The following is a 26,837-nucleotide window of genomic DNA, read 5'->3' on the forward strand; positions in this document are numbered from 1 at the left end:
AACAAATTATGTTTTAAAAAATTACATGAAGCCTTTTTTCCAAACAGCAGGAGAAAATAACATAACAAGAGGAAATATTTCTAGTCTACCTAGAAGCATATCCATACATAATACCATTTTTACAAAAGGCGAAAATATAGAAAAATTTTCTACTGGACCAACACCGCCTAAACCTGGTCCAACATTTCCAACACAAGTCATAACAGCAGTTAAAGAAGTTGTAAAATCAAAATTGTCTATAGAAATAATTATAAAACTACCAAATATTAAAAAAACATATATAACGAAAAAACTGGTAACACTGTCTACAGTTTCCTGTTCTATTTTCATACCGTCTAATTTTATAATGTTGATAGAACGAGGGTGTACCATTCTTTTGAGTTCTTGTGTAATCATTTTTAATACAATAACAAGACGGGAAACTTTTAAACCGCCTCCTGTAGAACCGCCACAAGCACCTATCATAACAATAACAATTAAAATTGTTTTTGAAAATTCGGGCCATAATTCAAAATTAGCTGTAATAAAACCAGTTGTAGTAATCAGTGAAATTACTTGAAAAAGAGCATTGCGAAATGCTTGTTCTATGCTGTCATACATAGAGGCAATGTTTAGTGTAATTAACACTGTTGCAGTAATGATAATACCTAAATAATATTTTAATTCTTCATTTTTCAAAATATTGATAAAGTCTTTCATAAGTAATAAATAAAATAAATTAAAATTGATGCCAAATATCATCATAAATATAGCGATAATGTATTCTATATAAGCACTGTTGTAAGCGGCAATACTTGCATTTTTAATGCTGTAACCTCCTGTGCCTGCTGTAGAAAAAGCAGAAACAATGCTGTCAAAAAGGGGCATACCTCCAGCAATTAGAAATATCATTTCAGCAATGGTTAAAAAAATATATATTAAATATAGTAATTTTGCAGTAGATTTTACTTTAGGGACTAATTTTCCTACTAAAGGGCCAGGAGCTTCTGCTTTCATGATATACATAGAACGGTCGCCCCCCATAGGAATAATAGCAAGTAAAAATACTAATACACCCATGCCTCCTATCCAGTGTGTAAAACTTCTCCAAAATAGTATAGAAAGGGGCAAGCCTTCTATTACAGTGAGTATACTTGCACCAGTGGTAGTAAAACCGGATACTGTTTCAAAAAAGCTGTCTATAAAAGAGGGTATTGTTTTAGAAAAATAAAAAGGCATTGCACCAAAAAAAGATAATACAATCCAAGAAAGTGCTGTAATAACAAAGCCTTCTCTGGCATAAATATCTTTGTTTTTGAATTTGATACTTGTTAGTATTGTGCCAAGTCCTAAAAGTATTACTATGGTAATAATAAATGCTTTCATAGGGGCATTTTCTGTTTTTGCAATAGCAATAAACAAAGGTACAATCATAAGACAGCCTTCTACTTTCATAAGATTTCCTAATATATATATAATCATGTTATAATTCATAATAGTTACCTCGTATGTTGTAATATATCTTTTAAATCAGATAGATGTTGATTTGTTGTAACAACAATGACACCGTCACCTACTTCTATGGTGTCATTTCCTCCTGGAATAATAATTTTTCCCTGTCTAACAATAGTGGCAATGAGTATGCCTTTTTTTGTTTTTAAATCTTTGAGAGGAATACCTATAAACTCTCCGCCTTTTCTGGCACGAAATTCTAGTGCTTCAACTTGGTCATTTATAAGCATATGTAGTGTTTCTACATTACTGCCCATAGAATTTTGCATTGCTCTGACATAGCGTACAATGCTGTTAGCGGCGATGCTTTTTGGTGAAATAAAACTGTCTACTTCTAATGAATTTAATATTTCTGGAAAAGAAATTCTGTTTACTTTTGCGATAACTTTGGATACTTTGCAGGCTTTTGCAAGCATAGAAACAACAATGTTTTCTTCGTCCATGCCTGTTAACATTACAACAGCATCTGTTTTTTCAAGTCCTTCTTCTGTCAAAAGTTCTCTGTCTGTGCCGTCACCGTGTATAATGACAGCTTCTGGTATGTGTTCACAAAGATACTCACATCTTTTTAAATCTTTTTCAATAATTTTAATTTTCATGTGAGCTGTAGAAATTAAATGGTTCGCTAAATAATAAGCAATGCGTCCTCCACCAATTAAAAGTACTCTTTTGATTTTGTTGCTGAAAACACCTATTGCTTTAAAAAATCTGACAATTTCCTCTCTGGAAGCAGTCAAATTGATTTTATCACCAGATTGTAATACAAAATCACCTGCTGGAATGTGTACTTCGTTACCTCTTTGTACTGCACAAATTAAAACTTTTACTTGATATTCTTTGTAAAGTGCAAAAAGGGGCATACCTGCAAGAGGGCTGTTTTCTGCTATTTTGTATTCAATCAGTTCCACACGACCTTTTGCAAATGTTTCTATTTTTAGGGCAGAAGGAAATTTTAAAAGACGAGCAATCTCGTCTGCTGCTAATAATTCTGGATTTACAGTCATGCTAAGACCTAATTCTTCTTTTATAACGTCCATTTGAAAAAAATATTCTGGATTTCTTACACGTGCAATAGTATGCTTTACACCTTGCTTTTTGCCTATTAAACAACATAACATATTTACTTCGTCAGCAGAAGTTGCTGCAATGAGTAAATCGGCACGTCCTACTTCTGCCCTTTGCTGTACGGCATAGCTTGCTCCGTTTCCCTCTACACAAAATACATCCATAGTGTTACTTGCATTTTTTAATATAACAGGGTCATTGTCAATAATTACAACATCATGTCCTTCCATAGATAGCTGTTTTACAATGGTACTGCCAACTTTCCCTTCACCTACTACAATAACTCTCATTTATTATACACCACCTTACTTAAATAAATTTATTATAACACAAACTGTAAAAATAACTACAAAAAAAGAAAATAGCTGCAAAATAAAAAAGCAGCATTTTCATCTGCTTTTTTGTAATATAACAACTATTTATTTAGTTGTTTTAATAAAATGTATGTTTTAATGACTTCAGCAGCATTTTCTATGCTAATTTTTGAAGTGTTGAGTACTAAATCATAATTGTCAGCTTGTCCCCATTTTTGGTTACTGAAATAGCTATAATAATTAGAACGACGTTTATCTGTTTTCACAATAGTATGTTCAATATGTTTTTCGGGCAAACCATAGGTATCCACTACACGACGTATTCTATCTTTGATATTCGCGTGTATAAAAACATTCGTACAACATTCATTTCCCTTTAAAATATAGTCAGCACATCTACCTATAATAACACAAGAACCTTTTTCAGCTAAATCACGAATAACTTGTGATTGTGCCAGAAATATTTTTTCTGTTAAAGGTAAGCCATACACTTCATGAGGGGAATTATTGGGCAAAAGATTGGACAATGAAAAAAGAATATTTCCTACAGAAGCAGACTCTGCTTCTTTGAAATAATGTTGTGAAAGTCCAGTTTTTTGAGCAGATAATGTAATCAGTTCGTTGTCATAAAAAGGAATGTCTAATATTTTTGAAAGTGTTTTACCTACTAAACGTCCACCGCTGCCGTATTCTCGACTGATGGTAATAATTGATTTTTCCATAAAGTAATGTTCCCCCTTTTGAAGAAATATTTGTAATAATTGTTTTGTATTAGTATAGCGTATTTTAATAGTAAAGTCAAAAATTCTATTGTAATAAATATCATTTGTAGAATTTAGATGTAAATAGTAATGTTAATAAAGTATCTGTCAATACAGTAAATAATATATAAAATAAATATAAGTTTTTGAAGTATTTTTGATTTCTGATATTTACATTTTAAACAAAAATGAGTATAGTAAGATGTAGTTCATTATTATAGTGTAAGGAGATTAGAATATTATGGGAGAATATATGACAGGCTTAAAAAGAAGCCATATGTGTACAGAAGTAAATGAAAAAATGATTGGCGAAAATGTAACAGTAATGGGGTGGGTACAAAGACGCCGAGATTTTGGACAACTTCTTTTTATTACATTAAGAGATAGAACAGGTATTGTACAAATTGTGGTAGATGGCAATACAGCAGAGAAAACACTGTTTGAAAAAGCAGAAACCGTGCGTAGTGAATTTGTATTAGCAGTAAAGGGAAAAGTAAGTGCAAGAACAGAACAAAATATCAATGAAAATATGAAAACAGGCAAAATTGAAATCATTGCAGAAGAATTTAGAATATTATCTGAAAGTGATACATTGCCATTTCAAATAGAAGATAGTATCACAGTAAAAGATGATTTGCGATTAAAACACAGATACCTTGATTTAAGAAGACCAAGCCAGTTAAAAAATATTATGTTAAGACATAAAGTAGTGCAAGTGATACATTCTTTTTTGGATGAAGAGGGATTTTTGGAAATTGAAACACCTATATTAGGAAAAAGTACACCAGAGGGAGCAAGAGATTATTTAGTACCAAGCCGTGTACACACTGGTAATTTTTATGGTTTGCCACAGTCACCACAGCTATATAAACAGTTGCTTATGGTATCTGGTATGGATAGATATTATCAAATTGCAAAATGTTTTAGAGATGAGGATTTGAGGGCAGATAGACAGCCAGAGTTTACACAGGTAGATATGGAACTTTCATTTGTAGATGAAAATGATATTATAGACATCAATGAAAGAATGATGCAAAAAGTATTTAAAGAATTACTTGATGTAGAAATCAAATTACCTTTGCAAAGAATGACATATCAAGAAGCTATGGAAAGATATGGCTCTGATAAACCAGATGTGCGTTTTGGTATGGAATTAAAAAATATTTCAGATATTGTAAAAGGAACAGAATTTGTTGTATTTAAAAATGCTTTAGAAAATGGCGGAAGTGTAAGAGCAATCAATGCTAAGGGCTGTGGCAATTTTCCAAGAAAACAAATTGATAGCCTTGTAGAATTTGTAAAAACATATCAAGCAAAAGGATTGGCTTGGATAGTAGTAAATGCAGATGGCACATTAAAATCTCAAATTGCAAAATTCTTTTCACCTGAAAAATTACAAGAAATTGTAGATGCTATGGAAGCAAAAGCAGGAGATTTGATATTGATATGTGCAGATAAGAATAAAGTTGTGTTTGACGCATTGGGAGCATTGAGATTAGAACTTTCTAAAAGATTAGAATTGACTAAAGCAGATGATTTTGCATTTTTGTGGATAACAGAATTCCCTATGTTAGAATGGGACGAAGAAGAAAAGAGATATGTTGCAGTACATCATCCATTTACGGCACCTATGGAGCAAGATTTAGAATTGCTAGAAAAAGACCCTGGTGCAGTAAGAGCAAAAGCATATGATATTGTGCTAAATGGTTATGAATTAGGTGGAGGTAGTATTAGAATACATCGTAGAGAAATACAACAAAAAATGTTTGAATTGTTAGGATTTGCACCAGAAGATGCACAAGAAAGATTTGGATTTTTGTTAGATGCTTTTAAATATGGTGTACCTCCTCATGGTGGTCTTGCATTTGGATTAGATAGAATTATTATGTTGATGTCTGGAGCAACAAGTATAAGAGATGTCATAGCATTTCCAAAAGTAAAAGATGCTTCCTGTCCTATGACAGACGCACCAAATGTAGTAGAAAAAAAACAGTTAGAGGAATTAGGAATTGCTATTATAAAGCAATAAGAATAAATAACTCTTATTGTATTTTTATTTAAAATGACAACTATAAAAATAAGCTGTCAAATAATGATATTGTAGTATGTAATGTAATAAAGAAGTGCAATTTTATTTGCTTTGTTTGGTGCTAGCTGAACATATGCTATATGTTCAGCACTCCATTTTAATTTAGTAAGTAGGGCTTTGACGAACGAATAAAAACAGCAATTTTTAAAGCTGTTTCTTCTTATGCTTTCACAAGTCCAAAAACTGCTTTTGACTTAGCGTTACTGTATTATAGTAATGCTAGACAATAAAAGGAAAGGCGGAAATACAATGACACTGAAAAAGTTGACGGTGATTGCTGTTGCCGCAGGTGTTATGATATGTTCTTCTGTTTATGTAGGAATGTATTTGAATACAGATGATGAAATGGAATTTGCTATAGGAAAAGAAGAATATACTATAAATGGAAGTACAAAAATATTTGATGAAAATGTAAAAAATTTGCCTATTATTGATGAAAAAAGCCAAAAACTTTTAATACCGCTTAGGTGGGTAATAGAGGAATTAAAAGGAAATATTGTGTGGGAAAAACAAAATAATGCAACAGTAATACAATATCAAGGAAAAAATATTAGAATAGAAACAGATAAACAAAAAGCAGCTGTAAATGGTTATAGTGTAGTATTAAAAGACCCGCCAATAATGAAAAATGGTTGTACTTATGTTACAGCAGATTTTATGGGAGAAAATTTTGATACAAATATTATATGGGACGGAAAACAGAAACAAATTACATTAAGAACAGAAGCAATACAAAGACCTATTGTATATAAAAATGAAATGGTTTATAAAAGAGAAAATCGTTATTATAGTGTAGCAGTGCCTGTAATTGTAGGTTTGAATGATAATAATTATGAAAAAAATTTAAATCATAAATTGTCTAATGATATTACAGATAAAGTACAGTATTTTATAACAAAAAATCAAAAACAACATTTAAAATCAAATTTAAAAGCAGATTATACAGTACCTTATAGAAGTAAAGAAATGCTTAGTATTGTATTTTTAGCAGAAATAGAAAATGAACAACAAAAAAGACAAATACAACAAACAATCAATATAGATTTTCAAACACAAAAAATTATAACATTAGGTGATTTGTTTCGTAAAAAAGACTATAAACAAAAATTAGCAAAACAACTTCATATTCAGTTGAAAGAATTGCCAGAGCAAACAGAACAACAATTTTATTTTGATAAAGATAGAGGCTTGATTGTATTTTGGGAGAATGAATATGGTGTAAAACAGGAGTATGCAATACCTTTTTCAGAGATGAAAAAAATGCTCAAAGATAATTATGAGTATTTATTAGTACAAAATCAGCCCTAATAATAGTATATAGTATCTGTATAATATACACAAAAAAAAGAAAAGTATTTTTGATAATAATGATATTGTTGTATTTGTACTGTACAAAATAAAGAACTTAGTATATTTTTACAGCTTTACCATTGAAATATTGTAAAAAAGAATGTATAATTCAATTATTAGCAGTATAACGATACTATCAATGTCAAAATTTTGTATATTAATCTATTAGAAAAAATATATAAAATGATAAAATTTTTGAATAAATATCAAGTAATATAAAAACAATATAATATAAAGTAAAATATTTTATTGAATTGTTTTCATATTGTTACTATTGTTTAAAAATTGGTTTATGGTTATACTACTTTTATGCAATAAATATGAATAAAAAAGTAAGCTGTTAATGTAATTTATTTATTTAAGGAGGAAACAATTTATGTCTAAAGTAATGAAAACTATGGACGGAAATGAAGCTGCTGCTTACGCTTCCTATGCTTTTACAGAAGTAGCAGGTATTTTTCCAATCACTCCATCTTCCCCAATGGCTGAAAAAACAGATGACTGGGCTGCAAATGGAAAGAAAAATCTTTTTGGTCAAACAGTAAAAGTAGTAGAAATGCAGTCTGAAGCAGGTGCAGCAGGAACAGTGCACGGTTCTCTTGCCGCTGGGGCATTAACAACAACATATACAGCATCACAAGGTTTGTTGTTAATGATACCTAATATGTATAAAATTGCTGGTGAATTGTTGCCGGGTGTATTTCACGTGAGTGCTCGTGCATTAACAGCACAGGCATTATCTATTTTTGGTGACCATTCTGACGTTATGGCTTGTCGTCAAACAGGTTTTGCTATGCTTGTTTCAAATAGTGTACAAGAAGTAATGGATTTAGCATCTGTAGCACATCTTTCTGCAATTAAAGGTAGAGTGCCATTTGTACATTTCTTTGATGGTTTTAGAACAAGCCACGAAATTCAAAAAATAGAATGTATTGATTATGATGAATTAGCAAAAGTACTTGATTGGGATGCATTAAATACATTCAAAAGAAATGCTTTAAATCCAGAACACCCTGTTATTAGAGGTACAGCACAAAATCCTGACATTTATTTCCAAGCAAGAGAAGCATCCAATAAATTCTATGATGCTTTGCCAGCAGTAGTAGAACAATATATGAAAGAAATCAGTAGAATTACGGGCAGAAATTATGATTTGTTTAACTACTATGGTGCTGCTGATGCAGAACGTGTTATTATTGCAATGGGTTCTGCTTGTGAAGCAATAGAAGAAACAATTGATTATTTAACAGCAAAAGGCGAAAAAGTTGGTCTTGTAAAAGTACATTTGTTTAGACCATTTGTAGCTGAAAAATTGTTAGCTGCTATTCCAAAAACAGCAAATAAAATTGCAGTATTGGATAGAACAAAAGAACCAGGTGCATTGGGTGAACCATTGTATCAAGATGTATGTACAGCAGTATATGAAGCAGGCAACAATCCTGTTATAGTAGCAGGACGTTATGGCTTAGGTTCTAAAGATGTTACACCTGCTCAATTTATAGCAGTATATGAAAACTTAAAATTAGATAAACCACAAAATCACTTTACAATGGGTATTGTGGACGATGTAACAAATCATTCTTTGACAGTAGGAGAAGAAGTTGATGTTACTGGAAATGATGGTACAATCAGCTGTAAATTCTGGGGATTAGGTGCAGATGGTACAGTAGGTGCGAATAAAAACTCCATTAAAATTATTGGTGACCATACAGATATGTATGCACAAGCTTATTTTAGCTATGACTCCAAAAAATCCGGTGGTATTACACAATCTCATTTACGTTTTGGTAAAAAACCAATTCGTTCAACATACCTTGTAAAAACAGCAAACTTTGTAGCTTGCCATAAACAAGAATATGTACATTTGTATGATATGGTTTCTGATTTACAGCCAGGTGGTACATTCTTATTAAATACAGTTTGGACACCTGAAGAATTGGATAAACAGTTGCCAGCAAGCATTAAAAAACAATTAGCAGAAAAGAAAATCAATTTCTATACTATCAATGGTACAGACATTGCTAAAGAAATCGGCTTAGGAAATAGAATTAACACAGTATTACAAGCAGCTTTCTTTAAATTAGCAAATATCATTCCTATTGAAAAAGCAGTAGAATATATGAAAGCAGCTATCACAAAATCCTATGGCAAAAAAGGCGATACTATATTAAATATGAACTATGCCGCTGTAGATAAAGGTGTAGATGGAGCTGTTAAAATTGATATTCCAGCAGCATGGGCAAATGCTGTTGATACAGAAGTAAAAACAGAAAGACCAAAAACAGAATTTGTTAAAAACATTGTAGACCCAATGAATGCACAAGAAGGAGATAAATTACCAGTAAGTGCATTTAATGGTAGAGAAGATGGTACATTCCCATGTGGTACAGCAGCATATGAAAAACGTGGTGTTGCAGTAGATGTGCCAGAATGGCAAGCAGATAAATGTATACAATGTAATCAATGTTCTTATGTATGTCCTCATGCTTCTATCCGTCCATTCTTGTTGACAGAAGAAGAAGTAAAAGCAGCACCAGAAGCATTTACAACAGTAGCACCAAAAGGATTAAAAGGTGCAGATGGTTTGAAATTTAGAATGCAGGTGTCTGTACTTGACTGTTTGGGCTGCGGAAGCTGTGCAGAAGTATGTCCAGCACCAGGAAAAGCATTGGTTATGAAATCACTTGCAACACAAGAAGCAGAAATTGCAAACTGGGATTATGCAGTAGATAAAGTTGCACCTAAAGCAAACCTTGCAAATAAAGGTACTGTAAAAGGTAGTCAATTTGAACAACCATTGCTTGAGTTCTCTGGAGCTTGTGCAGGCTGTGGCGAAACACCATATGCAAAATTGGTAACACAATTATTTGGTGATAGAATGTATGTTGCAAATGCAACAGGCTGTTCTTCTATTTGGGGTGGTTCTGCACCATCTATGCCATATACAGTAAATAGTAAAGGCAGAGGTCCAGCATGGGCAAACTCATTATTTGAAGATAATGCAGAATTTGGTCTTGGTATGTTCTCCGCTGTAAAACAGATGAGAAATGGCTTAAAAGATAAATTGGAAGCATTAAAAGCAATTGACGCATCTGTTGCAGGTGTTGTTGATAAATGGATAGAAACAATGGAAGATGGAGAAAACTCCAGAGCAGCATCTGATGCAGTAGTAGAAGCATTGACAAACTATTCAGGCAGCGATGCAGAAGCAAAAAATATTGTTTCTTATGTATTAGAAAATAAAGACCAACTTGTTAAAAAATCACAATGGATATTTGGTGGAGATGGTTGGGCTTATGACATTGGTTACGGCGGACTTGACCACGTATTAGCATCTGGAGAAGATGTAAATGTATTAGTATTTGATACAGAAGTTTACTCTAATACAGGTGGACAGTCTTCTAAAGCGACACCAACTGGAGCAGTAGCACAGTTTGCAGCATCTGGTAAGAGAATAAAGAAAAAAGACTTAGGTATGATGGCAATGAGCTATGGCTATGTATACGTTGCACAGGTTGCAATGGGAGCAGATAAAAACCAACTCGTAAAAGCATTGGTAGAAGCTGAAAAATATCATGGACCATCATTGATTATTGCATATGCTCCATGTATCAATCATGGATTAAAAGGCGGTATGTCTGGAGCACAAAATGAAATCAAACGTGCTGTAGAAGCAGGCTACTGGCATATGTATCGTTTCAATCCAGAATTGAAAGCAGAGGGTAAAAACCCATTTATATTAGACTCTAAAGAGCCAACAGCTAGTTTCAGAGATTTCTTGTTAAGCGAAGTACGTTATAGTGCATTGCAAAGAACATTCCCAGAAATTGCAGAGGAATTGTTCCAGAGATGTGAAGAAGACGCAAAAGCTAGATTAGAAACTTATCAGAAAAAAGCAGCAGAAGTAAAATAATATTATAATAGAAATGAAAAGTGTAGGCGAAAGCCTGCACTTTTTTATGTTTATGAATAATAGAAATAAAACGTTAAAAAATATTATATTTGTATGACAACAGTGTTATTTTTGACTAAAAAAGAAAATAGAATAGTAAAGTTTCTGAATATGGTGTATAAATAATAATAATAAAATATAATATAGCCTATTATAAAAATAAAAAATCTATTTCTTTGTATATATATAACATTATTGTATGAAAATAAAATAAAAAATACAATTATAAAAGGAAATATTTTGTAATAAATGTAGTAAAAAAAAGCAAAATTATAACAATAATATATAAATTTGACAGACAACATATAATATTTTAATAATTTCCAAAAAAAAATTTAAAAAAATGCAAAATTTCTCTATACTATTTAGCAATTTTATAGTAAAATATGTATAAGGGAAAGATGAGAGGTGTTGACAATGTAATAAGAAAGAAAATAGAAAAAGCAAAAAAACTGTAAATTGTTTATAATGTAATGGGTGAAAGTGAGTGAAAGGAATGTGATTTGAATGAAAAATCAAAAGGTAGATATGTTTGTTATAGGTTTGGCACTATTTTCAATGTTCTTTGGTGCTGGTAATATTATTTTTCCTCCATTTTTGGGTATGCAAGCAGGTGACTCTTGGGTGCTGGGATTTGTCAGTTATTATATAGCAGATATTGGTTTAGCATTGGTTGCGATATTTGCTATGCTTAGAGCAAATACAGATTTTGCTGGTATGATGAGTCATATAGGTAAAATACCCGCTGTAATATTATCCTGTGCTACAGTACTTTGTATAGGGCCTGGTATTGCGATACCAAGAACAGCAGCTACAACGTATGAAATGGGTGTAATGCCAATATTTGGTTTAGAAGCAGGAAACGTAGCAGTAACAGCAATTACAAGTGTTGTATTCTTTGCAATTACAATTGTACTTTCATTAAATGAGTCTTCTGTTTTGGATATTATAGGTAAATTTTTAACACCAGTATTGTTTGTTGGTTTGTTGATAATGATTATAAAGGGCTTTATTTCCCCAATTGCCCCAATATCTGATACAACACAGCTTGAGTCTGTAGTACAGACAGGTGTTCTTTCTGGTTACCAAACATTAGACGTTTTGGCAGCACTTTGTTTTGGTGTTATTATATTAAAAACGGTAAAAGATAAAGGATATACTTCTATAGGAGAAAAGAATTTAGTAACAGGTGGTGCAGCGATCGTTGCAGGTATAGGTCTTTTAATTATTTATGGTGGTTTAACATATTTAGGAGCAACAATGTCTACATTGCATACAGGAGATAGCATTACAAGAGCGAATTTAATTGTAGAAATTGTGCAATCATTGTTAGGCCAAGGTGGCGTTATATTCTTAGGTGTAGTAGTTTCATTTGCCTGCCTTACAACATCAGTAGGTTTAGCATCATCTTGTGGTTCTTTCTTTGAAGAATTAACAAATGGAAAAGTAAGTTATAAACAAGTTGTTATTATTACTTGCGTAGTAAGTGCTGTATTAGCAAATGTAGGTTTGGATACTATCGTTTCTATATCCGCTCCTATATTGGACTTAGTTTATCCAGCAGCGTTAGCAGTTATTGTGTTGGCATTATTTGCAAATAATATTAAAAATGATAATATTTATAAAGCAGCAGCATTAGGTGCATTTATAATGAGTGTATTAACAACAGCATCTAACTATGGTGTAACAGCAGTTGATTTTGTAAAATCATTGCCATTTGCAACATATGGCTTTAACTGGCTTATTCCAACAATTATCTGTGGCGTAATTGGTGCGTTTATAAAAGATAAAAATGCAGCATCAAATGTTGCAGATGATAAAGAAAGTGTTTAAAAATAAAAAACAAGAGAAAAATCCCTAATTCTCAATAATAGTATTTCTTTCTTAATCTCATCTTAATCGGAAAGAGAAAAAAGCGGCTTATATAAGCCGCTTTTTTCATTTATATTATTTCATTAGTTCCATATAAGCATGATATGTTTGTTTTACAGCATATTCTATAGTAGTGTTGTTTTCTATAGTTTTTTGACTGTAACGCATATAAAGAGGCAAACGCTCTTGATACATTTTTTCTAATGCGTTAACACTGCTGGAAAGAGGACGACCTTCTCCTACAACTAATTTTTTTAAATCTCTTTGTATCAAAAGTATTACGCCATTCATATATAAATATAACATATTTTCAGGTTTTTTGATACAGCCGCCTCCGGTAGAGATAACAATATTGTTTTTACCTGAAAATTCTTTTATTACTTCTGTTTCGATTTCTCTAAAAGCATTTTCACCATATTGTTTAAAATAGTCTGAAATAGACATACCAATTTTTGAAACAATTTCAGCATCAATATCCACAAAATCTTTATGAAGTAATTTAGCAATTTGTGCAGCTATAGTAGTTTTACCGCTGCTAGGCATACCTATCAATACAACATTTTTTTTCTCAAAAAGCATTTCTTTGTATATATCATCAATTTTGTATTCTGGTATAGAAGTGTTTAAAAATATTTCAACAGCATATTTTGCCTGTGCAATAAGCATTTCCAAACCGCCTACCGCAATGATATTACGCTTTTGTGCTTCTAATACTAATTTTGTTTTAATAGGATTGTATATAATATCTACAACAGCAGTACATTTTGTATAATGTTGTAAATCAATAGGACAACCGTCTAAATGGGGGTACATACCTACAGGAGTGGTGTTAATAATGACATCTGCATCACTGTGTAGTTTTTGACATTGTTCATATGTAATAGCATCATTGCTTTGTTTGTAATAAACAGTAATAATTTGTTTTGCTTGTAAATAATTTAGCACAGCAATAATCGCTTTGGAAGCACCACCTTTGCCTAATACAATTACTTTTTTGTTTTTGACATCAATATTGTTGTGTTTGAGCAAATATAAAAAACCACCAAAATCTGTATTATATCCGTATAAATTACCTTCTCTGTTTACAATAGTGTTAACAGAGCCTACTGCTTTTGCTCTTTGGTCGATTTCATATAAATAAGGTATGACATCTATTTTGTAGGGTATTGTGACATTGATAGCACGAAATTCTTTTTTTTCTAAAAAAGAAGAAAGTTCCTGTTTAGATAAAGGGTGTAAATCATAAGTGTAGTTTGCTAATTTTTCATGTATTATTTTAGAAAAACTGTGTCCTAATTTTTCTCCTATCAGTCCATATTGCATAATTGTTCACCTCGTTTGTTTTTTGTATATCATACAAGAATAGAAATGATTTTTCAACACAATATTGTAATAAAATAGTAAAGACAGTTGTTGTAAATAATGTTATAATAAAAAAATAGTATTTTAAAGCAATGAATAAAGAAAGGACGGAAACTATGAAAAGTTTAAAAAAATATGTATCTGCATTATTGAGCATTTGTTTGTTGAGTGCCTGTGCATTGATACCACAAGAGGCAGAAGCATTGGAGCAGTCAAGTAATAGTAATACAAATGATATGAGGGCAGTGTGGATTTCCACAGTATATAGTGCAGATTATCCTTCTGTGCAAAATGATGAACAAAAACAAAAACAAGAATTTATTACAAAATTAGATGAAATCAAAAATATGGGATTAAATACTGTTGTAGTGCAAATGCGTCCTAAAGCAGATGCTTTTTACCAGTCAAATATCAATCCATGGTCAGAAATATTGACAGGTACACAAGGAAAAAATCCGGGATATGACCCTATGGCGTTTATGATAGAAGAAGCACATAAAAGAGATATGGAATTTCACGCTTGGCTCAATCCCTATAGAATTACAACAAGTGGTACAGATATGAGCGTGTTAGCAGAAAATCACCCTGCAAGACTTCATACAGATTGGGTAATTAGTTATAACAATGGTTTATATTATGACCCTGCAAATGAAGCAGTAAAACAGCATATTTGTGATACTGTTGCAGAAATTGTAACAAATTATGATGTAGATGCTATACATTTTGATGACTATTTTTATCCTAATGGTTATCCTTTAAATGAAGGAGAAACACAAGACGGACAGCAGGCAAATCAAAGAAGAGCAAATGTAAATGATATGATTAGAAGGGTACATGACACCATAAAATCTATTAAATCAAATGTAGCATTTGGTGTAAGTCCTATGGGAATATGGAAAAATAAAGGCTCTGATGCTACAGGCTCTGATACAAAAGGAGCAGAAGGATATTATGCTGTTTATGGCGATGTGAGAACATGGATAAAAAATGGATATGTAGATTATATAGTACCTCAAATTTATTGGGCAAGAGGCACAGCAGCAGCAGACTATGAAACACTTATAAAATGGTGGACAGAAGAAGTCAAAAATACAAATGTAGATTTATACATAGGACAGGGTATATATAAAGATGATGTTGCAGCAGAAATAGGAGAGGAACTTTTACTCAATGAAAAATATGGCGTAAAAGGTAGCTTTTATTTTAGTTTGAGAGATTTGCTTGATAACAGACAAAATTGTAAAGTAGCAGTGATGAATTATTATGCTAAAAAAGATGGCACAGCACAACAAATACCTACACCACCAGAGCAAACAGAAACGCCAGAACAAACAGAAACACCATCAGTTGTAATACCACCTGAACAAGACAAAGAAAATAATGCACCAGTGGTATTTGACCCAATAGAGCCTATACCAGAACCAATAGAACCAACGCCAACACCACCAACAACAGTAGAAACACCTACTGTATCAAAACAAGACCAATACGCTATTGCTTCTGCTACAAAAGTATTAGTAGATGGCAAAGAAATATCATTTGATGCTTATATTATAAATGATTTTACTTATTTTAAATTGAGAGATGTAGCAATGGCATTAAATGGTACACAAAAGCAGTTTGATACACTTTGGAATGAAAAAGAAAAAGCAATCAATGTTGTAACAAATACAGCTTATAGTGTGGCAGGAGGAGAATTGCAAAAAGGAGAAGCAAAAAATAAAAAAGCATTCTATTCTGATGGCACATTGTATTTTGATGGAGTACAAAAAGCATTGCTTGCCTATAATATAGATGGAAATACTTATTTTAAATTGAGAGATTTAGCAAAAGAAATTGATTTTGGTGTAGCATGGAATGAACAGTCACAAAGTATTGCAATACAAAGCGATAATAGCTATACAGAATAAGGAGTTACCGTAGTATGGAAGAAAAGAAGCTAAAAGAATTAGAGCAGCGTTCTTTTGAAAATGCAGTTTATGTTTCTAAAACACCAATAGAAGAAGCTGCTTTGACAATACAAAAAATATATGCAGTATATAAAAATCAAGGTTTTGATTTTGCTATTATAAATGACAGTGGTGTGATGAAATTTAATCAAGACAGAATGAAATTTTTGGAATTGATAGCAAATGCAGATATATCAGAAGTGGGAAATAAATTTGAAAAAAGGCTTTCTGTACAAGAATATGAATTTTTAAAGGCATATATAGAATATGGAAAATATCACTTGCAGCATCAAACACCCGAAAGACAAAAAACGAAAGTAATGGACGTATCTCCTAAAGAAACAGCAGCATATCAAAGACTTTGTCAAAATGTCATAGGACAGCAAGAAATGAAACATACATTGTGTAAATTAGGTGCAGTGTATCAGTTTGCTAGAAAAAGAGAGGAGTACCATCTGCCAACACCGCCTATACATAAAGTGTTGGCATTTATAGGCCCTCCTGGCACAGCAAAAACAACATCAGCTAGATATTTTGCAGAAATGATGACAGAGCAAGAATTGCTTTCAGGAGGGAGTATTGCTTATGTTACAGGTACACAATTAAAAGCGAAATATGTGGGGCAAACTTCTGACAGAGTACATCAAATATTTGAAACAAATGATATTATTATAATAGATGAAGCTTATTCTTTAGTAAATTATAATGAAACAGAAAGAACAGATAATTTTTCACAAGAAGCATTAGCACAGCTTTGTATAGAAGTAGAAGAACATAGTGATGATAAATTGATTATATTTGCAGGATATGGCGGAGATATACATGAAAAAAATAATAAAATGAAACGTTTTTTAGACGAAAATCCTGGTATATCAAGTAGAATAACATTTACAGTTCATTTTTCACCTTATACTGCAAAAGAAATGCTTGATATATTTGAGGCACTTGCCAATAATGCTACATTTCATTTAGAAAAAGGTTGGGAAGATATACTTTTACCATTTTTTGAAAAAAGAGTAAAAGATGAAAATTTTGGTAATGGTAGAGAAGCAAGAAGATTGTTGGAGCATACTATGGCAGTAGCAGCAGAAAGATTTGTACAGTGGCAACAAAGTGCAGTGTTTTCTTCTCAAATTGCAAAAGAAAAAGAAGAAAGACAACTGTTGTCGCTTCTGACTTGTGAAGATTTGAATACAGCAATACAGGAATTTATAAGAGGATAGTAAAAATAAATTCTTTGACAAACTGAGCATATAAAAATTTAAAATATGAAAAGGAGAATGAAATATGTTTGAGAACTTTGATTTTACTAATTTTTGGAACGATGATGTTAAAAATATGGATTTGATTGGAGAGCCTCCATCTGATGAGTTAATTGCAGAAATCGAAAAAGAGCTTGGTTACAAATTGCCTGCTTCTTACATTTGGTTAATGAAACAGCATAATGGAGGTTTGGTTAACAAAACAGAGTTTCTAGTAACTGTATCAAACGATTGGAAGATAATAGGTATCATTGATTTTATAAAAATCAATGATATTTGTGATGAAAGTGAATATAGGAAAAATGAGTGGGGATACCCTGATATTGGTGTAGCAATTTGTGATACGCCTTCTGCTGGACATGAAATGATTTTTTTAGATTATCGTGAGTGTGGTAGGCAAGGAGAACCTAAAGTAGTACATATTGACCAAGAATTAGATTATGAAATTACTCTTTTAGCGGATAATTTTGAAGATTTCGTTAGAGGACTTGTAGACTTTGTAGACTTAGAAGAATTGGAAGAATAAGTGAATGTTAGGTTTGTTTCCATATAATATAATGTAACAGTAGTTTTAGTATGAAAGAAGCACTCACTTTTTTATAGTGAGTGCTTTTTTATCAAACATTATCTGCCATATAAAGAAGCAGTTCTTTTGTAGTATCCCAACCTATACAAGCATCTGTAATAGATTTTCCATAAACATGACCATCTGTTTTTTGATTACCTTCTTCAATAAAGCTTTCAATCATGACGCCTTTTACCATATTGTGTATGTCTTTGTTTATTTTTCTGTTGTGCAATACTTCTGCTACAATTCTTGGCTGTTCATAATATATTTTTTTAGAATTGGCATGGTTTGCATCTACCATAACACAAGGATTTACAAGGCCGTGTTTTTGATAAAGTTCATGTACTAATATCATATCTTCATAGTGATAATTTGGTATGTTTTGACCATGTTTGTTAATAGAGCCACGTAATATAGCGTGAGCATAAGGATTACCTGTAGTAGAAACTTCATGGTCACGATACATAAATGTATGACCAGATTGTGCTGCGTGTATAGAATTAAGCATAACACTATAATCACCACTTGTAGGATTTTTCATACCTACAGGCACATCAATACCACTAGAAACTAATCTATGCTGTTGATTTTCAACAGAACGAGCACCTATAGCAATATAGGAAAGCATATCATTGACATAGGGTAAATTTTCAGGATAAAGCATTTCATCTGCTGCTGTCAAATGGGACTCTTCTATTGCTCTGATGTGCATTTTTCTAAGTGCTACAATGCCTTTTAATATATTTGCACCTTTTTCAGGGTCAGGCTGATGAAGCATACCTTTGTAACCTTCTCCTGTTGTTCTAGGTTTGTTTGTATAAATGCGAGGTATAATAAATAATTTTTGTTTTACTTCGTCATTTAGTTTTGCTAAACGAGAAACGTAATCACATACAGCATATTCATCACTGGCAGAGCAAGGGCCAACTACAACAATAAATTTGTCTTTTTTTCCCTCTAATATTTCTTTCATTTCTTCATCACGTTGTTTTTTTATGGCTTGTAATTTTGATGACATAGCCACTTTTTCGAGCATTTCCTCAGGAGAGGGAATGTTTTGTATTACTTTGAAACTCATATTATACAAATCCTTTCGATTTTAATTTACATTATATCATAGTAAAAATTGTTGTATTTTGCAAGTAATTTTATAGTAATGCACAATGCACGATAAATATTTATAACAATGTTGTTGACAAATAATAAAAAAAGATTAAAATAATATTAGTGATATAATGTGAAAGCGTTGACCAAGAGTAAGTACACAATAAAAACTGATTTTAGAAAGTTGGTGTTTGATGCAAACCAATACAGTTTTATTGTTGGAATGGACTTGTGAGTAGAAACAGAATTTCTTATTAGAATAGTATGTAACTCGGTATTCTCCCGTTATAGAGAATGTTGTATTTTCTGTACAACAATAAGAGGGTTATAGATATAACCAATAGAGGTGGCACCGCATAAAAATATTATGTCCTCTGTGTATTTTTGAAATATACAGGGGATTTTTTTATTTTTATACTATTTTGAGCAAAAAAAGGAGAGAAAAATGATGTCAGAACAACAAAAAAAAATTATATTTAGTGGTATGCAGCCTTCTGGGCTGATTACATTGGGGAATTATTTAGGAGCACTGAATAACTGGAGAAAATTACAAGATGAGTATAACTGTTTATATTGTATTGTAGATATGCACGCAATTACAGTACGTCAAGACCCTTCTAAATTAAGAAAACAAGCAAAAGAATTACTTTTGCAATATTTGGCTGTAGGATTAGACCCTCAAAAAAGTATATTATATTATCAGTCCCACGTGCCTCAACACGCAGAATTAGGTTGGATATTAAATTGCTATACTTATATGGGAGAACTCAATAGAATGACACAGTTCAAAGAAAAATCACTTTCTCATGCAGATAATATCAATGCAGGATTGTTTACTTATCCTGTGCTTATGGCAGCAGATATATTATTATATCAAACAGATTTAGTACCAGTAGGAGAAGACCAAAGACAACATTTGGAAATTACAAGAGATATAGCAGGGCGTTTTAATGGTATATATGGTGATGTATTTAAAATACCAGAAGCATATATTGGCAAAGTGGGTGCGAGAATTATGGCATTGCAAGAACCTACTAAAAAAATGTCAAAATCTGATGAAAATAAAAATAATACTATAGCATTGTTAGATGAGCCTGCTGTGATTATGAATAAAATTAAAAGAGCAATGACAGACTCTGAAAATGAAGTGCGTTATAGTGAAGAAAAAGCTGGTATTAGAAATTTACTTGATATTTATTGTGCTGTAACAGGACAAACAATAGCACAAGCAGAAAAAGAATTTGTAAATGTGGGATATGGTACATTTAAAAAAGCAGTAGGAGAAGCTGTTGTAGCGAATTTAGAACCAATACAGCAAAAAGTAAAAGAATTAGAAAAAAATCAAGATTATGTTGATGATATTATAAAACAAGGAGCAGAAAAAGCTTCTGCGTTAGCACAAAAAACATTGCGAAAAGTACACAAAAAAATAGGATTTCCTCAAAGAATATTATAAGTGTTTTTTATACTGTATATAAAAATATTTATAAATCAGTAAAACTTTTTTATTTGTAAAAAGTTTTACTGATTTGCTATATGTTGTGACGATTTTTTATTTTTGAATAATACTATTTTAAAATTATGAAGAAAGGAATGACTATGCAAGCTATATTAAAATGGCCTGGAGGAAAAGAAAAAGAACTTCCAGTTATAAAAAGAAATATGCCTGAATATTCGGGACGATATATAGAGCCATTTGTTGGTGGAGGAGCAGTTTTTTTTGGTATAAATCAATCTCATTGTTATATTAATGATAAATCATTTGATTTGATAAATCTATATCATTGTATTAAAATACGAGATGATGATTTTGTGAAATACATTCAGTTAGAATATAATGAATTTAGAAGTATAGATAGTATTGTAGATAAAAATCCAAATGATGTAATACTTTTATATCATTGTGAAATTTCTGTTGCTGATTTTATTATGAAATATAAAAATGTGTTTTCAGAAATGGCTGAACAACATCATGATATATTTATAGAAGAACTTCATAAAAATTTGAAAAATAAAATTAGTCGTTGCAAAAAATTAGAAATTCAAAAAGGAGAAATTACAAATAGTGATAGAATTGATAATATAGAGTCTGCTTTAAAATCTGCATATTATATGTACATGAGATATTTGCACAATATTTCACATAAATTTACATTAGGAAGAAGGGCAGCGATATTTTTTTTTATAAGAGAGTATTGTTATTCTTCTATGTTTAGATATAATAGCAAAGGAGAATTTAATGTACCATATGGCGGTATATCTTATAATAGAAAAGATTTTCAAAAGAAAATAAATTATGTTTTATCAGATGCTATATATAAAAAACTTTGTCAAACAAATATATGTAATATGGATTTTGAAGATTTTATAAACAGTTTATTTCTTACAAAAGATGATTTTCTGTTTTTAGACCCTCCATATGACAGTGATTTTTCTACCTATGCCCAAAATAAATTTGACAAACAAGACCATATTCGTTTATGTGAATGTTTAAAAAAAACACAGGCTAAAATAATGCTTATAATAAAAAATACAGAATATATCTATAATTTATATAAAAATGATTTTAATATTGCAAGCTTTGATAAAACTTATTTAGTAAGTTTTATGAATAGAAATGAAAAAAATGTAAAACACCTTGTCATAACAAATTATAAAAAGAATACCTTCTCAGAATGAAACTGAGAAAGTATTCTATTATTTTAATTTATTCTCCTATACAATCGCTTATCATGTTATTGATGCGTTTATTCAAATTTATTTCTTCAAGGGCTTTTTGATAAATTTGAGTAAACTCTTCATATGTAATTCCATTAGGCAAAATTTTGTTCCAAAAGTCTTTTCCAATTAGAAACATAGAAGGATAATGCAAATGTTTTTTAACAGCACCTTTCCATGTATTTCCTTCACCATCTTTGTTATAAAGTGTTGAAAAATATACATTACAATTTTCAATACCCATATCAACATATATTGTAAGAAGTTTTTCAACATTTGCTGGTGCATTAGAGCTGTCTAAATCTCCGCCAGCTTTTAATTCCATAATATTCCACATTTCACCATCAAAAAAAGCTAAATCTACAGGTTTTGTTTGTATGGTATTTGATTTGTATTTATTTGATAATGGTAACAAAGTACTTTTAATATTTGGCATTGTGACACGGCTTTCTATTCTGCTTTTTCCTTTACCTTGTGCCTCATTATTCGCTCTAAATGCAGCAATTTCACCTCTTAAATCTCCATTTGTAGTATCAACATCTGTTATTACAATCTGGCCAGAAATAGAAGAGGCATTAACATTTGGAGGTATAGTAATGTTACGTGGATTAACTATTGTTGGAACATTGTTATTACCAAAACGTAATCTTGCTATTCTTTTTGCACACGTTTCAATTGCAAATCCACTTTTGGATTCAAAACTACTTACAAAAACCATATTTGCAGTAATACGTTCGTCCATTTGGCTAAGTAGAAAATTATTCACTTTTTTTGCATAATTTGCTGAAAAATCTGCTTCAATAATATTTATTAGTTTTGAAAATTCATCAATTACAATTGCTTTTATTTTTTCTTTCATCATAAAAATCCTCCTATGTTCAGTAGTTTTCATAAAAATAAGCAAATGCTGTTTTTATCAATATTATTATATATTTTAAATTTTTTCAATAAATATTATAGTTAATTGTATTAGTATTAAGTTTTTAAAATATCAGCCGATAATAGTAATAACAAAAATAAATAGTGTGACATCGGGCTTATGGAATAGAGTACAAATGTGCTTTTATTCTGTAAGCCCTTTTTTTTGCAAAAAGGAGGAAAATACTATGAAAATTATTGGAAAACAAAATGAAGCGATTGTGTATGGCAATACTATAGAAGATAGTGCAATAGAACAAATACAGATGTTATGTGACCAAGTGTTTATAAAACATAGTAAAATAAGAATAATGCCAGATGTGCATACAGGGGCAGGCTGTACTATAGGTATGACTATGACAATAAGTGACAAAGTAGTACCTAATATTGTGGGAGTAGATATAGGCTGTGGTATGTATACAGTTTGTCTAGGAAAAATAGAAATTGATTTTGAAAAATTAGATGCTGTAGTACACACTATTCCTTCTGGTAAAAATGTTTGGGAAGGCAAACAAAAGCAATTTGATTTGACAGTGTTAAACTGTTATAGAAGTTTAAAAGACACTAAAAGAATAATGAGAAGTATAGGCACATTAGGAGGAGGCAATCATTTTATTGAAATTGAAAAAACAAAAGATAATGTAAAATATATGGTAATACATACAGGAAGCCGTAATCTAGGAAAACAAGTAGCAAATTATTATCAGGACATGGCAATAGACTTGCAAAAAGGAAAAGAAGAATATTTTCAAAAAAAGGAACAAATGATAGCACAATATAAAGCAGAAGGCAGAAGAAAAGAATTACAAAAAGCATTGAAAGAAATTACATGGATACCAAAGGAGTTGGAAATGCCAGAAGATTTATGTTTTTTGTATGGGAAATATATGCAGCAATATTTACAAGATATTGAAATATGTCAACAATTTGCAGTACAAAATAGAGAATTGATTGCACAAAAAATAATAGAAGGTATGAATTGGAAAGTAGAAGAAGCATTTCATACCATACATAACTATATTGATGTAGAAGAAAATATTGTTAGAAAAGGGGCAATTTCTGCAAAAAAAGGAGAAAAAGTACTTATTCCTATCAATATGAAAGAGGGCAGTATATTGGCAATAGGAAAAGGAAATGAAGAATGGAATTATTCCGCTCCGCATGGTGCAGGAAGGCTGTTTAGCAGAAGCCAAGCAAAAGAGTGTTTTACATTAGAACAATATCAAAAAGAAATGGAAGGCATTTATACTACTTGTGTAACTGAAAAAACACTTGACGAGTCCCCTATGGCTTATAAAAAATTGGAAGATATTATAAATGCAGTACAACAAACAGTAGATGTTGTAGAAGTAATGAAACCAATGTATAATTTTAAAGCAGAATAGTTTATATAAAAGTAAAAAAAGGAGGTAGTATATTTTGAATTTAAAATTAAATATGTTAACATTCAAAGAAATTTTTAAGCATTATGACATATATGAACAAGAAATTGAATATGGTGGAGTGCCAGGACAAGGAGAAATGATTGTTAACTATTTTTGCCATAAATTTTTATGTTTTAAAAAAGGGAACAATAAAGAAGTGGCTGCAATGAGTTTAAGTGAAATAGAAAATAGTAAAGAAAGGCGAGTAGGAAATGTAATATTAAAAGAGATAGGAATAGGGCTAAAATTTGGAGAGAAAATTGATATAAAAGAAATAGAAAAAATATGTGGTGCTCCTGTTGCAATAGATTATGATTTTACAGATATGTTCCGATACCACTATAGTATATCACCAGATTTGTTTATTTGTATAGAAGTAAAAGAACAAAATAATAAGCTAATTGGTTTGGAAATTATAAATGATGTAGAAGTGATTTCAGAAATAATTGACTGTAGAAAAAGTATAGGAAAAGATAGAAGAATATATCATGTAGTGCTAGATAGAAAACAGTACTATAAATTGGAGTGTCTTTTAAGAGGAAATAACACATTGTCAAAGTATTTAGCAGAAAATAAAGCAATTTGTGGCTATGAATTGTTTAAAGAAATCATTTGTCAGCTAGAACTTTTAAAAGAAGATGGCTGTGGTATAGAGGAATATGGAATACCTATATTAAAAGCTATTACTTCACAAATTTATTCTAAAAATGAGTATTATTTTGTAAAACAGATAGGAGCAAAAGAATTTGTGTGTGAAGAAGATTTTGTAGTAAAATTTGATTTAAAAAGCGAAATATAGTATAAATAGGGAGGTATCACATGAGAGAAGTTGCTTTGTATATTGCTATGAGTGTTGATGGATATATTGCAGATAAAAATGGTAAAGTAGATTTTTTAAAAGGGCAAAATGATACAGAACAAAATGGAGATAGTTATGATAATTTTATAAAAGAGGTAGATACTGTTGTAATGGGCTGGAATACTTATTATCAAATTGTAACAGAACTATCTCCAAATGAATGGGTTTATAATGATATGATGAGCTATGTCATTACACATAGAACATTAAATTCTACAGACAATATTGTATTTACACAAACTGCACCATGTGATTTAGTGAAGCAGTTAAAACAGCAAAAAGGAGAAAAAATATGGATTTGTGGCGGTAGTAATATCATTCAACCACTTATTCAAAATGAATTGATTGATGAATATATTATTTCTATTGTACCAACTATATTAGGTTCAGGTATTAGACTTTTTGGACAATTACAATGTGAAATAAAATTAAAATTAGTACAAACACAATATCATAATGGCATTACAGAATTGGTTTATAAAAAAAGGGAATGTAATAATTAAAAATATATATTGAAAATATTGTAGTAATGCTGTATAATTAAAAATTGTTTGTAACAATAAAAAAAAGAGATGTTCCTTGCATAACCATCTCGAAAATAAAAAACAGGGAGGAATTTTTATTATGAAACAAACAGTAGATTTAACAAAACAGTCAAAAAGAAAAATCACCACAAAAGCAGTAGCATTTACAGGTATTGTTGCAGCAGTATATGCTGTTACAACACTAGCTATAGCACCTTTAAGTTTTGGAGCGATACAGCTTCGATTTTCGGAAGTGCTTGTGTTGTTGGCATTTATTGATGCAGGATTTGCACCTGGACTCATATTAGGCTGTGTGATAGCAAATGCTTTTAGTCCTATGGGGATAGTAGATGTGGTATTTGGTACAGCTTGTACTACAGCGGCATTGATAGGCATTACAAAATCAAAAAATCTTTTTGTAGCAACATTGTGGCCAACAATATGTAACGCATTTATAGGAGTAGAATTATATATTGTGTTGGGATTGCCTTTGTTTTTTTCTATGGCAACGGTTGCACTGGGAGAATTTGCAGTAGTAACTTGTATAGGTTATCCTTTGTTCCGATACATATTGAATAATCAAAAATTAGTAGAACAACTGAAAATAAATAGATAGTGATAAAAGAGCAGTATTTTCTGCTCTTTTTTGATATAATGAAATAAAAGAAGGTGAAAGCAATGAAAAACGATGAAAAATTAGGACGTTTTATTAGCATGGTGTTAAGGCATAAACCAGAAAGTATTGGTATTGTGTTAGATGAATATGGCTATACAGATGTCAAAGAATTGCTCAAAGCAATGAATGAAAAAGGAAAATATATTGATATGGCAATGTTAGAAAGAATTGTAGCAGAAAATGATAAAAAGAGATATTCTTTTAATAAAGACCATACCAAAATTAGAGCAAATCAAGGACATTCTGTTGCTGTAGATTTACAGCTAAAACCGAAAATACCTCCTAAAATATTATATCATGGAACAGCAACAATATTTTTAGAAAGCATACAAAAAAAGGGATTGCTAAAAATGTCAAGACAGTATGTGCACTTGTCAAAAGATATACAAACAGCAGTAAAAGTAGGACAAAGACATGGAAAAGTTGTAGTATTAAATGTAAACGCTGAAAAAATGGTAAAACATGGCTATCAGTTTTATTTGTCTGATAATGGTGTGTGGCTTTGTGAAAAAGTACCTTGTCAGTATTTGAGTGTAGAGTTGTAAACAAGAGCATTATTTTGTATAATAAATAGAGGGG

The 26,837-nt window shown here is 31.0% G+C and carries 20 protein-coding genes and 1 other annotated feature; of the genes, 14 read left to right on the plus strand and 6 right to left on the minus strand.

All coding sequences use genetic code 11. The features are described from left to right. Positions 1 to 21: 21 nt before the first annotated feature. The 3 genes from C820_RS07225 to C820_RS07235 form a co-directional block, all read right to left on the minus strand. Positions 22 to 1,473: a TrkH family potassium uptake protein gene (locus tag C820_RS07225; protein ID WP_004038549.1), complete on the minus strand. Its 1,452-nt coding sequence runs from the start codon at positions 1,471 to 1,473 to the stop codon at positions 22 to 24. A 5-nt stretch (positions 1,474 to 1,478) separates the two neighbouring features. After that, the gene (gene trkA / locus C820_RS07230; protein WP_004038547.1) at positions 1,479 to 2,846 is read right to left on the minus strand and encodes a Trk system potassium transporter TrkA; all 1,368 of its coding nucleotides are present in this window, start codon (positions 2,844 to 2,846) and stop codon (positions 1,479 to 1,481) included. 125 nt (positions 2,847 to 2,971) lie between these two features. Continuing rightward, the gene (locus C820_RS07235) at positions 2,972 to 3,592 is read right to left on the minus strand and encodes a cytidylate kinase-like family protein (RefSeq protein WP_004038545.1); all 621 of its coding nucleotides are present in this window, start codon (positions 3,590 to 3,592) and stop codon (positions 2,972 to 2,974) included. Positions 3,593 to 3,872: 280 nt separating this feature from the next. Between C820_RS07235 and aspS the strand changes: the two genes are divergently transcribed. The 4 genes from aspS (at position 3,873) to brnQ (ending at position 12,855) form a co-directional block, all read left to right on the plus strand. Next, positions 3,873 to 5,660: an aspartate--tRNA ligase gene (aspS, locus tag C820_RS07240; RefSeq protein ID WP_004038543.1), complete on the plus strand. Its 1,788-nt coding sequence runs from the start codon at positions 3,873 to 3,875 to the stop codon at positions 5,658 to 5,660. 309 nt (positions 5,661 to 5,969) lie between these two features. Then, a complete protein-coding gene (locus C820_RS07245) occupies positions 5,970 to 7,028 on the plus strand; it encodes a stalk domain-containing protein (RefSeq protein ID WP_004038541.1) in 1,059 nt (352 codons plus the stop codon). Positions 7,029 to 7,446: 418 nt separating this feature from the next. After that, complete coding sequence (gene nifJ, locus C820_RS07250) at positions 7,447 to 10,983, plus strand: pyruvate:ferredoxin (flavodoxin) oxidoreductase (protein ID WP_004038539.1); 3,537 nt, start codon at positions 7,447 to 7,449, stop codon at positions 10,981 to 10,983. A gap of 546 nt (positions 10,984 to 11,529) precedes the next feature. After that, on the plus strand, positions 11,530 to 12,855 hold the full coding sequence (gene brnQ / locus C820_RS07255) for a branched-chain amino acid transport system II carrier protein (RefSeq protein WP_004038537.1): 1,326 nt from the start codon (positions 11,530 to 11,532) through the stop codon (positions 12,853 to 12,855). A 114-nt stretch (positions 12,856 to 12,969) separates the two neighbouring features. On the opposite strand, the gene C820_RS07260 is transcribed toward brnQ, so the two are convergent. Continuing rightward, positions 12,970 to 14,217, minus strand: coding sequence for a shikimate kinase (locus tag C820_RS07260; RefSeq protein WP_004038535.1), 1,248 nt, complete (start codon positions 14,215 to 14,217; stop codon positions 12,970 to 12,972). 155 nt (positions 14,218 to 14,372) lie between these two features. Between C820_RS07260 and C820_RS07265 the strand changes: the two genes are divergently transcribed. From C820_RS07265 to C820_RS07275, 3 genes are all read left to right on the plus strand, one after another. Further along, the gene (locus C820_RS07265) at positions 14,373 to 16,166 is read left to right on the plus strand and encodes a family 10 glycosylhydrolase (protein WP_004038533.1); all 1,794 of its coding nucleotides are present in this window, start codon (positions 14,373 to 14,375) and stop codon (positions 16,164 to 16,166) included. Positions 16,167 to 16,180: 14 nt separating this feature from the next. Next, positions 16,181 to 17,428: an AAA family ATPase gene (locus tag C820_RS07270; RefSeq protein WP_004038531.1), complete on the plus strand. Its 1,248-nt coding sequence runs from the start codon at positions 16,181 to 16,183 to the stop codon at positions 17,426 to 17,428. 64 nt (positions 17,429 to 17,492) lie between these two features. Then, positions 17,493 to 17,993 carry an SMI1/KNR4 family protein gene (locus C820_RS07275; RefSeq protein WP_004038530.1) on the plus strand — a complete coding sequence of 167 codons (501 nt, stop codon included), beginning with the start codon at positions 17,493 to 17,495 and terminating at the stop codon, positions 17,991 to 17,993. Between the two features lie 91 nt (positions 17,994 to 18,084). On the opposite strand, the gene C820_RS07280 is transcribed toward C820_RS07275, so the two are convergent. Continuing rightward, the gene (locus tag C820_RS07280; RefSeq protein ID WP_004038528.1) at positions 18,085 to 19,113 is read right to left on the minus strand and encodes a 3-deoxy-7-phosphoheptulonate synthase; all 1,029 of its coding nucleotides are present in this window, start codon (positions 19,111 to 19,113) and stop codon (positions 18,085 to 18,087) included. Positions 19,114 to 19,272: 159 nt separating this feature from the next. Further along, positions 19,273 to 19,517 (plus strand) — a binding site (T-box leader). Positions 19,518 to 19,584: 67 nt separating this feature from the next. Between C820_RS07280 and trpS the strand changes: the two genes are divergently transcribed. Together trpS and C820_RS07290 are read left to right on the plus strand one after the other, a co-directional pair. Beyond that, positions 19,585 to 20,595, plus strand: a complete 1,011-nt coding sequence (gene trpS, locus C820_RS07285) for a tryptophan--tRNA ligase (protein ID WP_004038526.1) — start codon at positions 19,585 to 19,587, stop codon at positions 20,593 to 20,595. 143 nt (positions 20,596 to 20,738) lie between these two features. Next, positions 20,739 to 21,818, plus strand: coding sequence for a DNA adenine methylase (locus C820_RS07290; protein ID WP_004038524.1), 1,080 nt, complete (start codon positions 20,739 to 20,741; stop codon positions 21,816 to 21,818). A 28-nt stretch (positions 21,819 to 21,846) separates the two neighbouring features. Here C820_RS07290 and C820_RS07295 read toward each other — a convergent pair whose 3' ends face one another. Next, the gene (locus tag C820_RS07295) at positions 21,847 to 22,719 is read right to left on the minus strand and encodes a TdeIII family type II restriction endonuclease (protein WP_004038522.1); all 873 of its coding nucleotides are present in this window, start codon (positions 22,717 to 22,719) and stop codon (positions 21,847 to 21,849) included. Positions 22,720 to 22,963: 244 nt separating this feature from the next. Here C820_RS07295 and C820_RS07300 point away from each other — a divergent pair, with 244 nt between their 5' ends. From C820_RS07300 to C820_RS07320, 5 genes are all read left to right on the plus strand, one after another. Beyond that, positions 22,964 to 24,160, plus strand: coding sequence for an RtcB family protein (locus C820_RS07300; RefSeq protein WP_004038520.1), 1,197 nt, complete (start codon positions 22,964 to 22,966; stop codon positions 24,158 to 24,160). 34 nt (positions 24,161 to 24,194) lie between these two features. Further along, positions 24,195 to 24,998 carry a hypothetical protein gene (locus tag C820_RS07305; protein ID WP_004038513.1) on the plus strand — a complete coding sequence of 268 codons (804 nt, stop codon included), beginning with the start codon at positions 24,195 to 24,197 and terminating at the stop codon, positions 24,996 to 24,998. Positions 24,999 to 25,018: 20 nt separating this feature from the next. Further along, the gene (locus C820_RS07310; protein WP_004038512.1) at positions 25,019 to 25,561 is read left to right on the plus strand and encodes a dihydrofolate reductase family protein; all 543 of its coding nucleotides are present in this window, start codon (positions 25,019 to 25,021) and stop codon (positions 25,559 to 25,561) included. 121 nt (positions 25,562 to 25,682) lie between these two features. After that, a complete protein-coding gene (locus C820_RS07315) occupies positions 25,683 to 26,198 on the plus strand; it encodes a QueT transporter family protein (RefSeq protein WP_004038511.1) in 516 nt (171 codons plus the stop codon). 62 nt (positions 26,199 to 26,260) lie between these two features. Then, on the plus strand, positions 26,261 to 26,803 hold the full coding sequence (locus tag C820_RS07320) for an RNA 2'-phosphotransferase (RefSeq protein WP_004038510.1): 543 nt from the start codon (positions 26,261 to 26,263) through the stop codon (positions 26,801 to 26,803). Positions 26,804 to 26,837: the final 34 nt, after the last annotated feature.

This window comes from Clostridium sp. MD294 (assembly GCF_000364165.2).
Lineage (GTDB): Bacteria > Bacillota > Clostridia > Lachnospirales > Anaerotignaceae > Coprocola.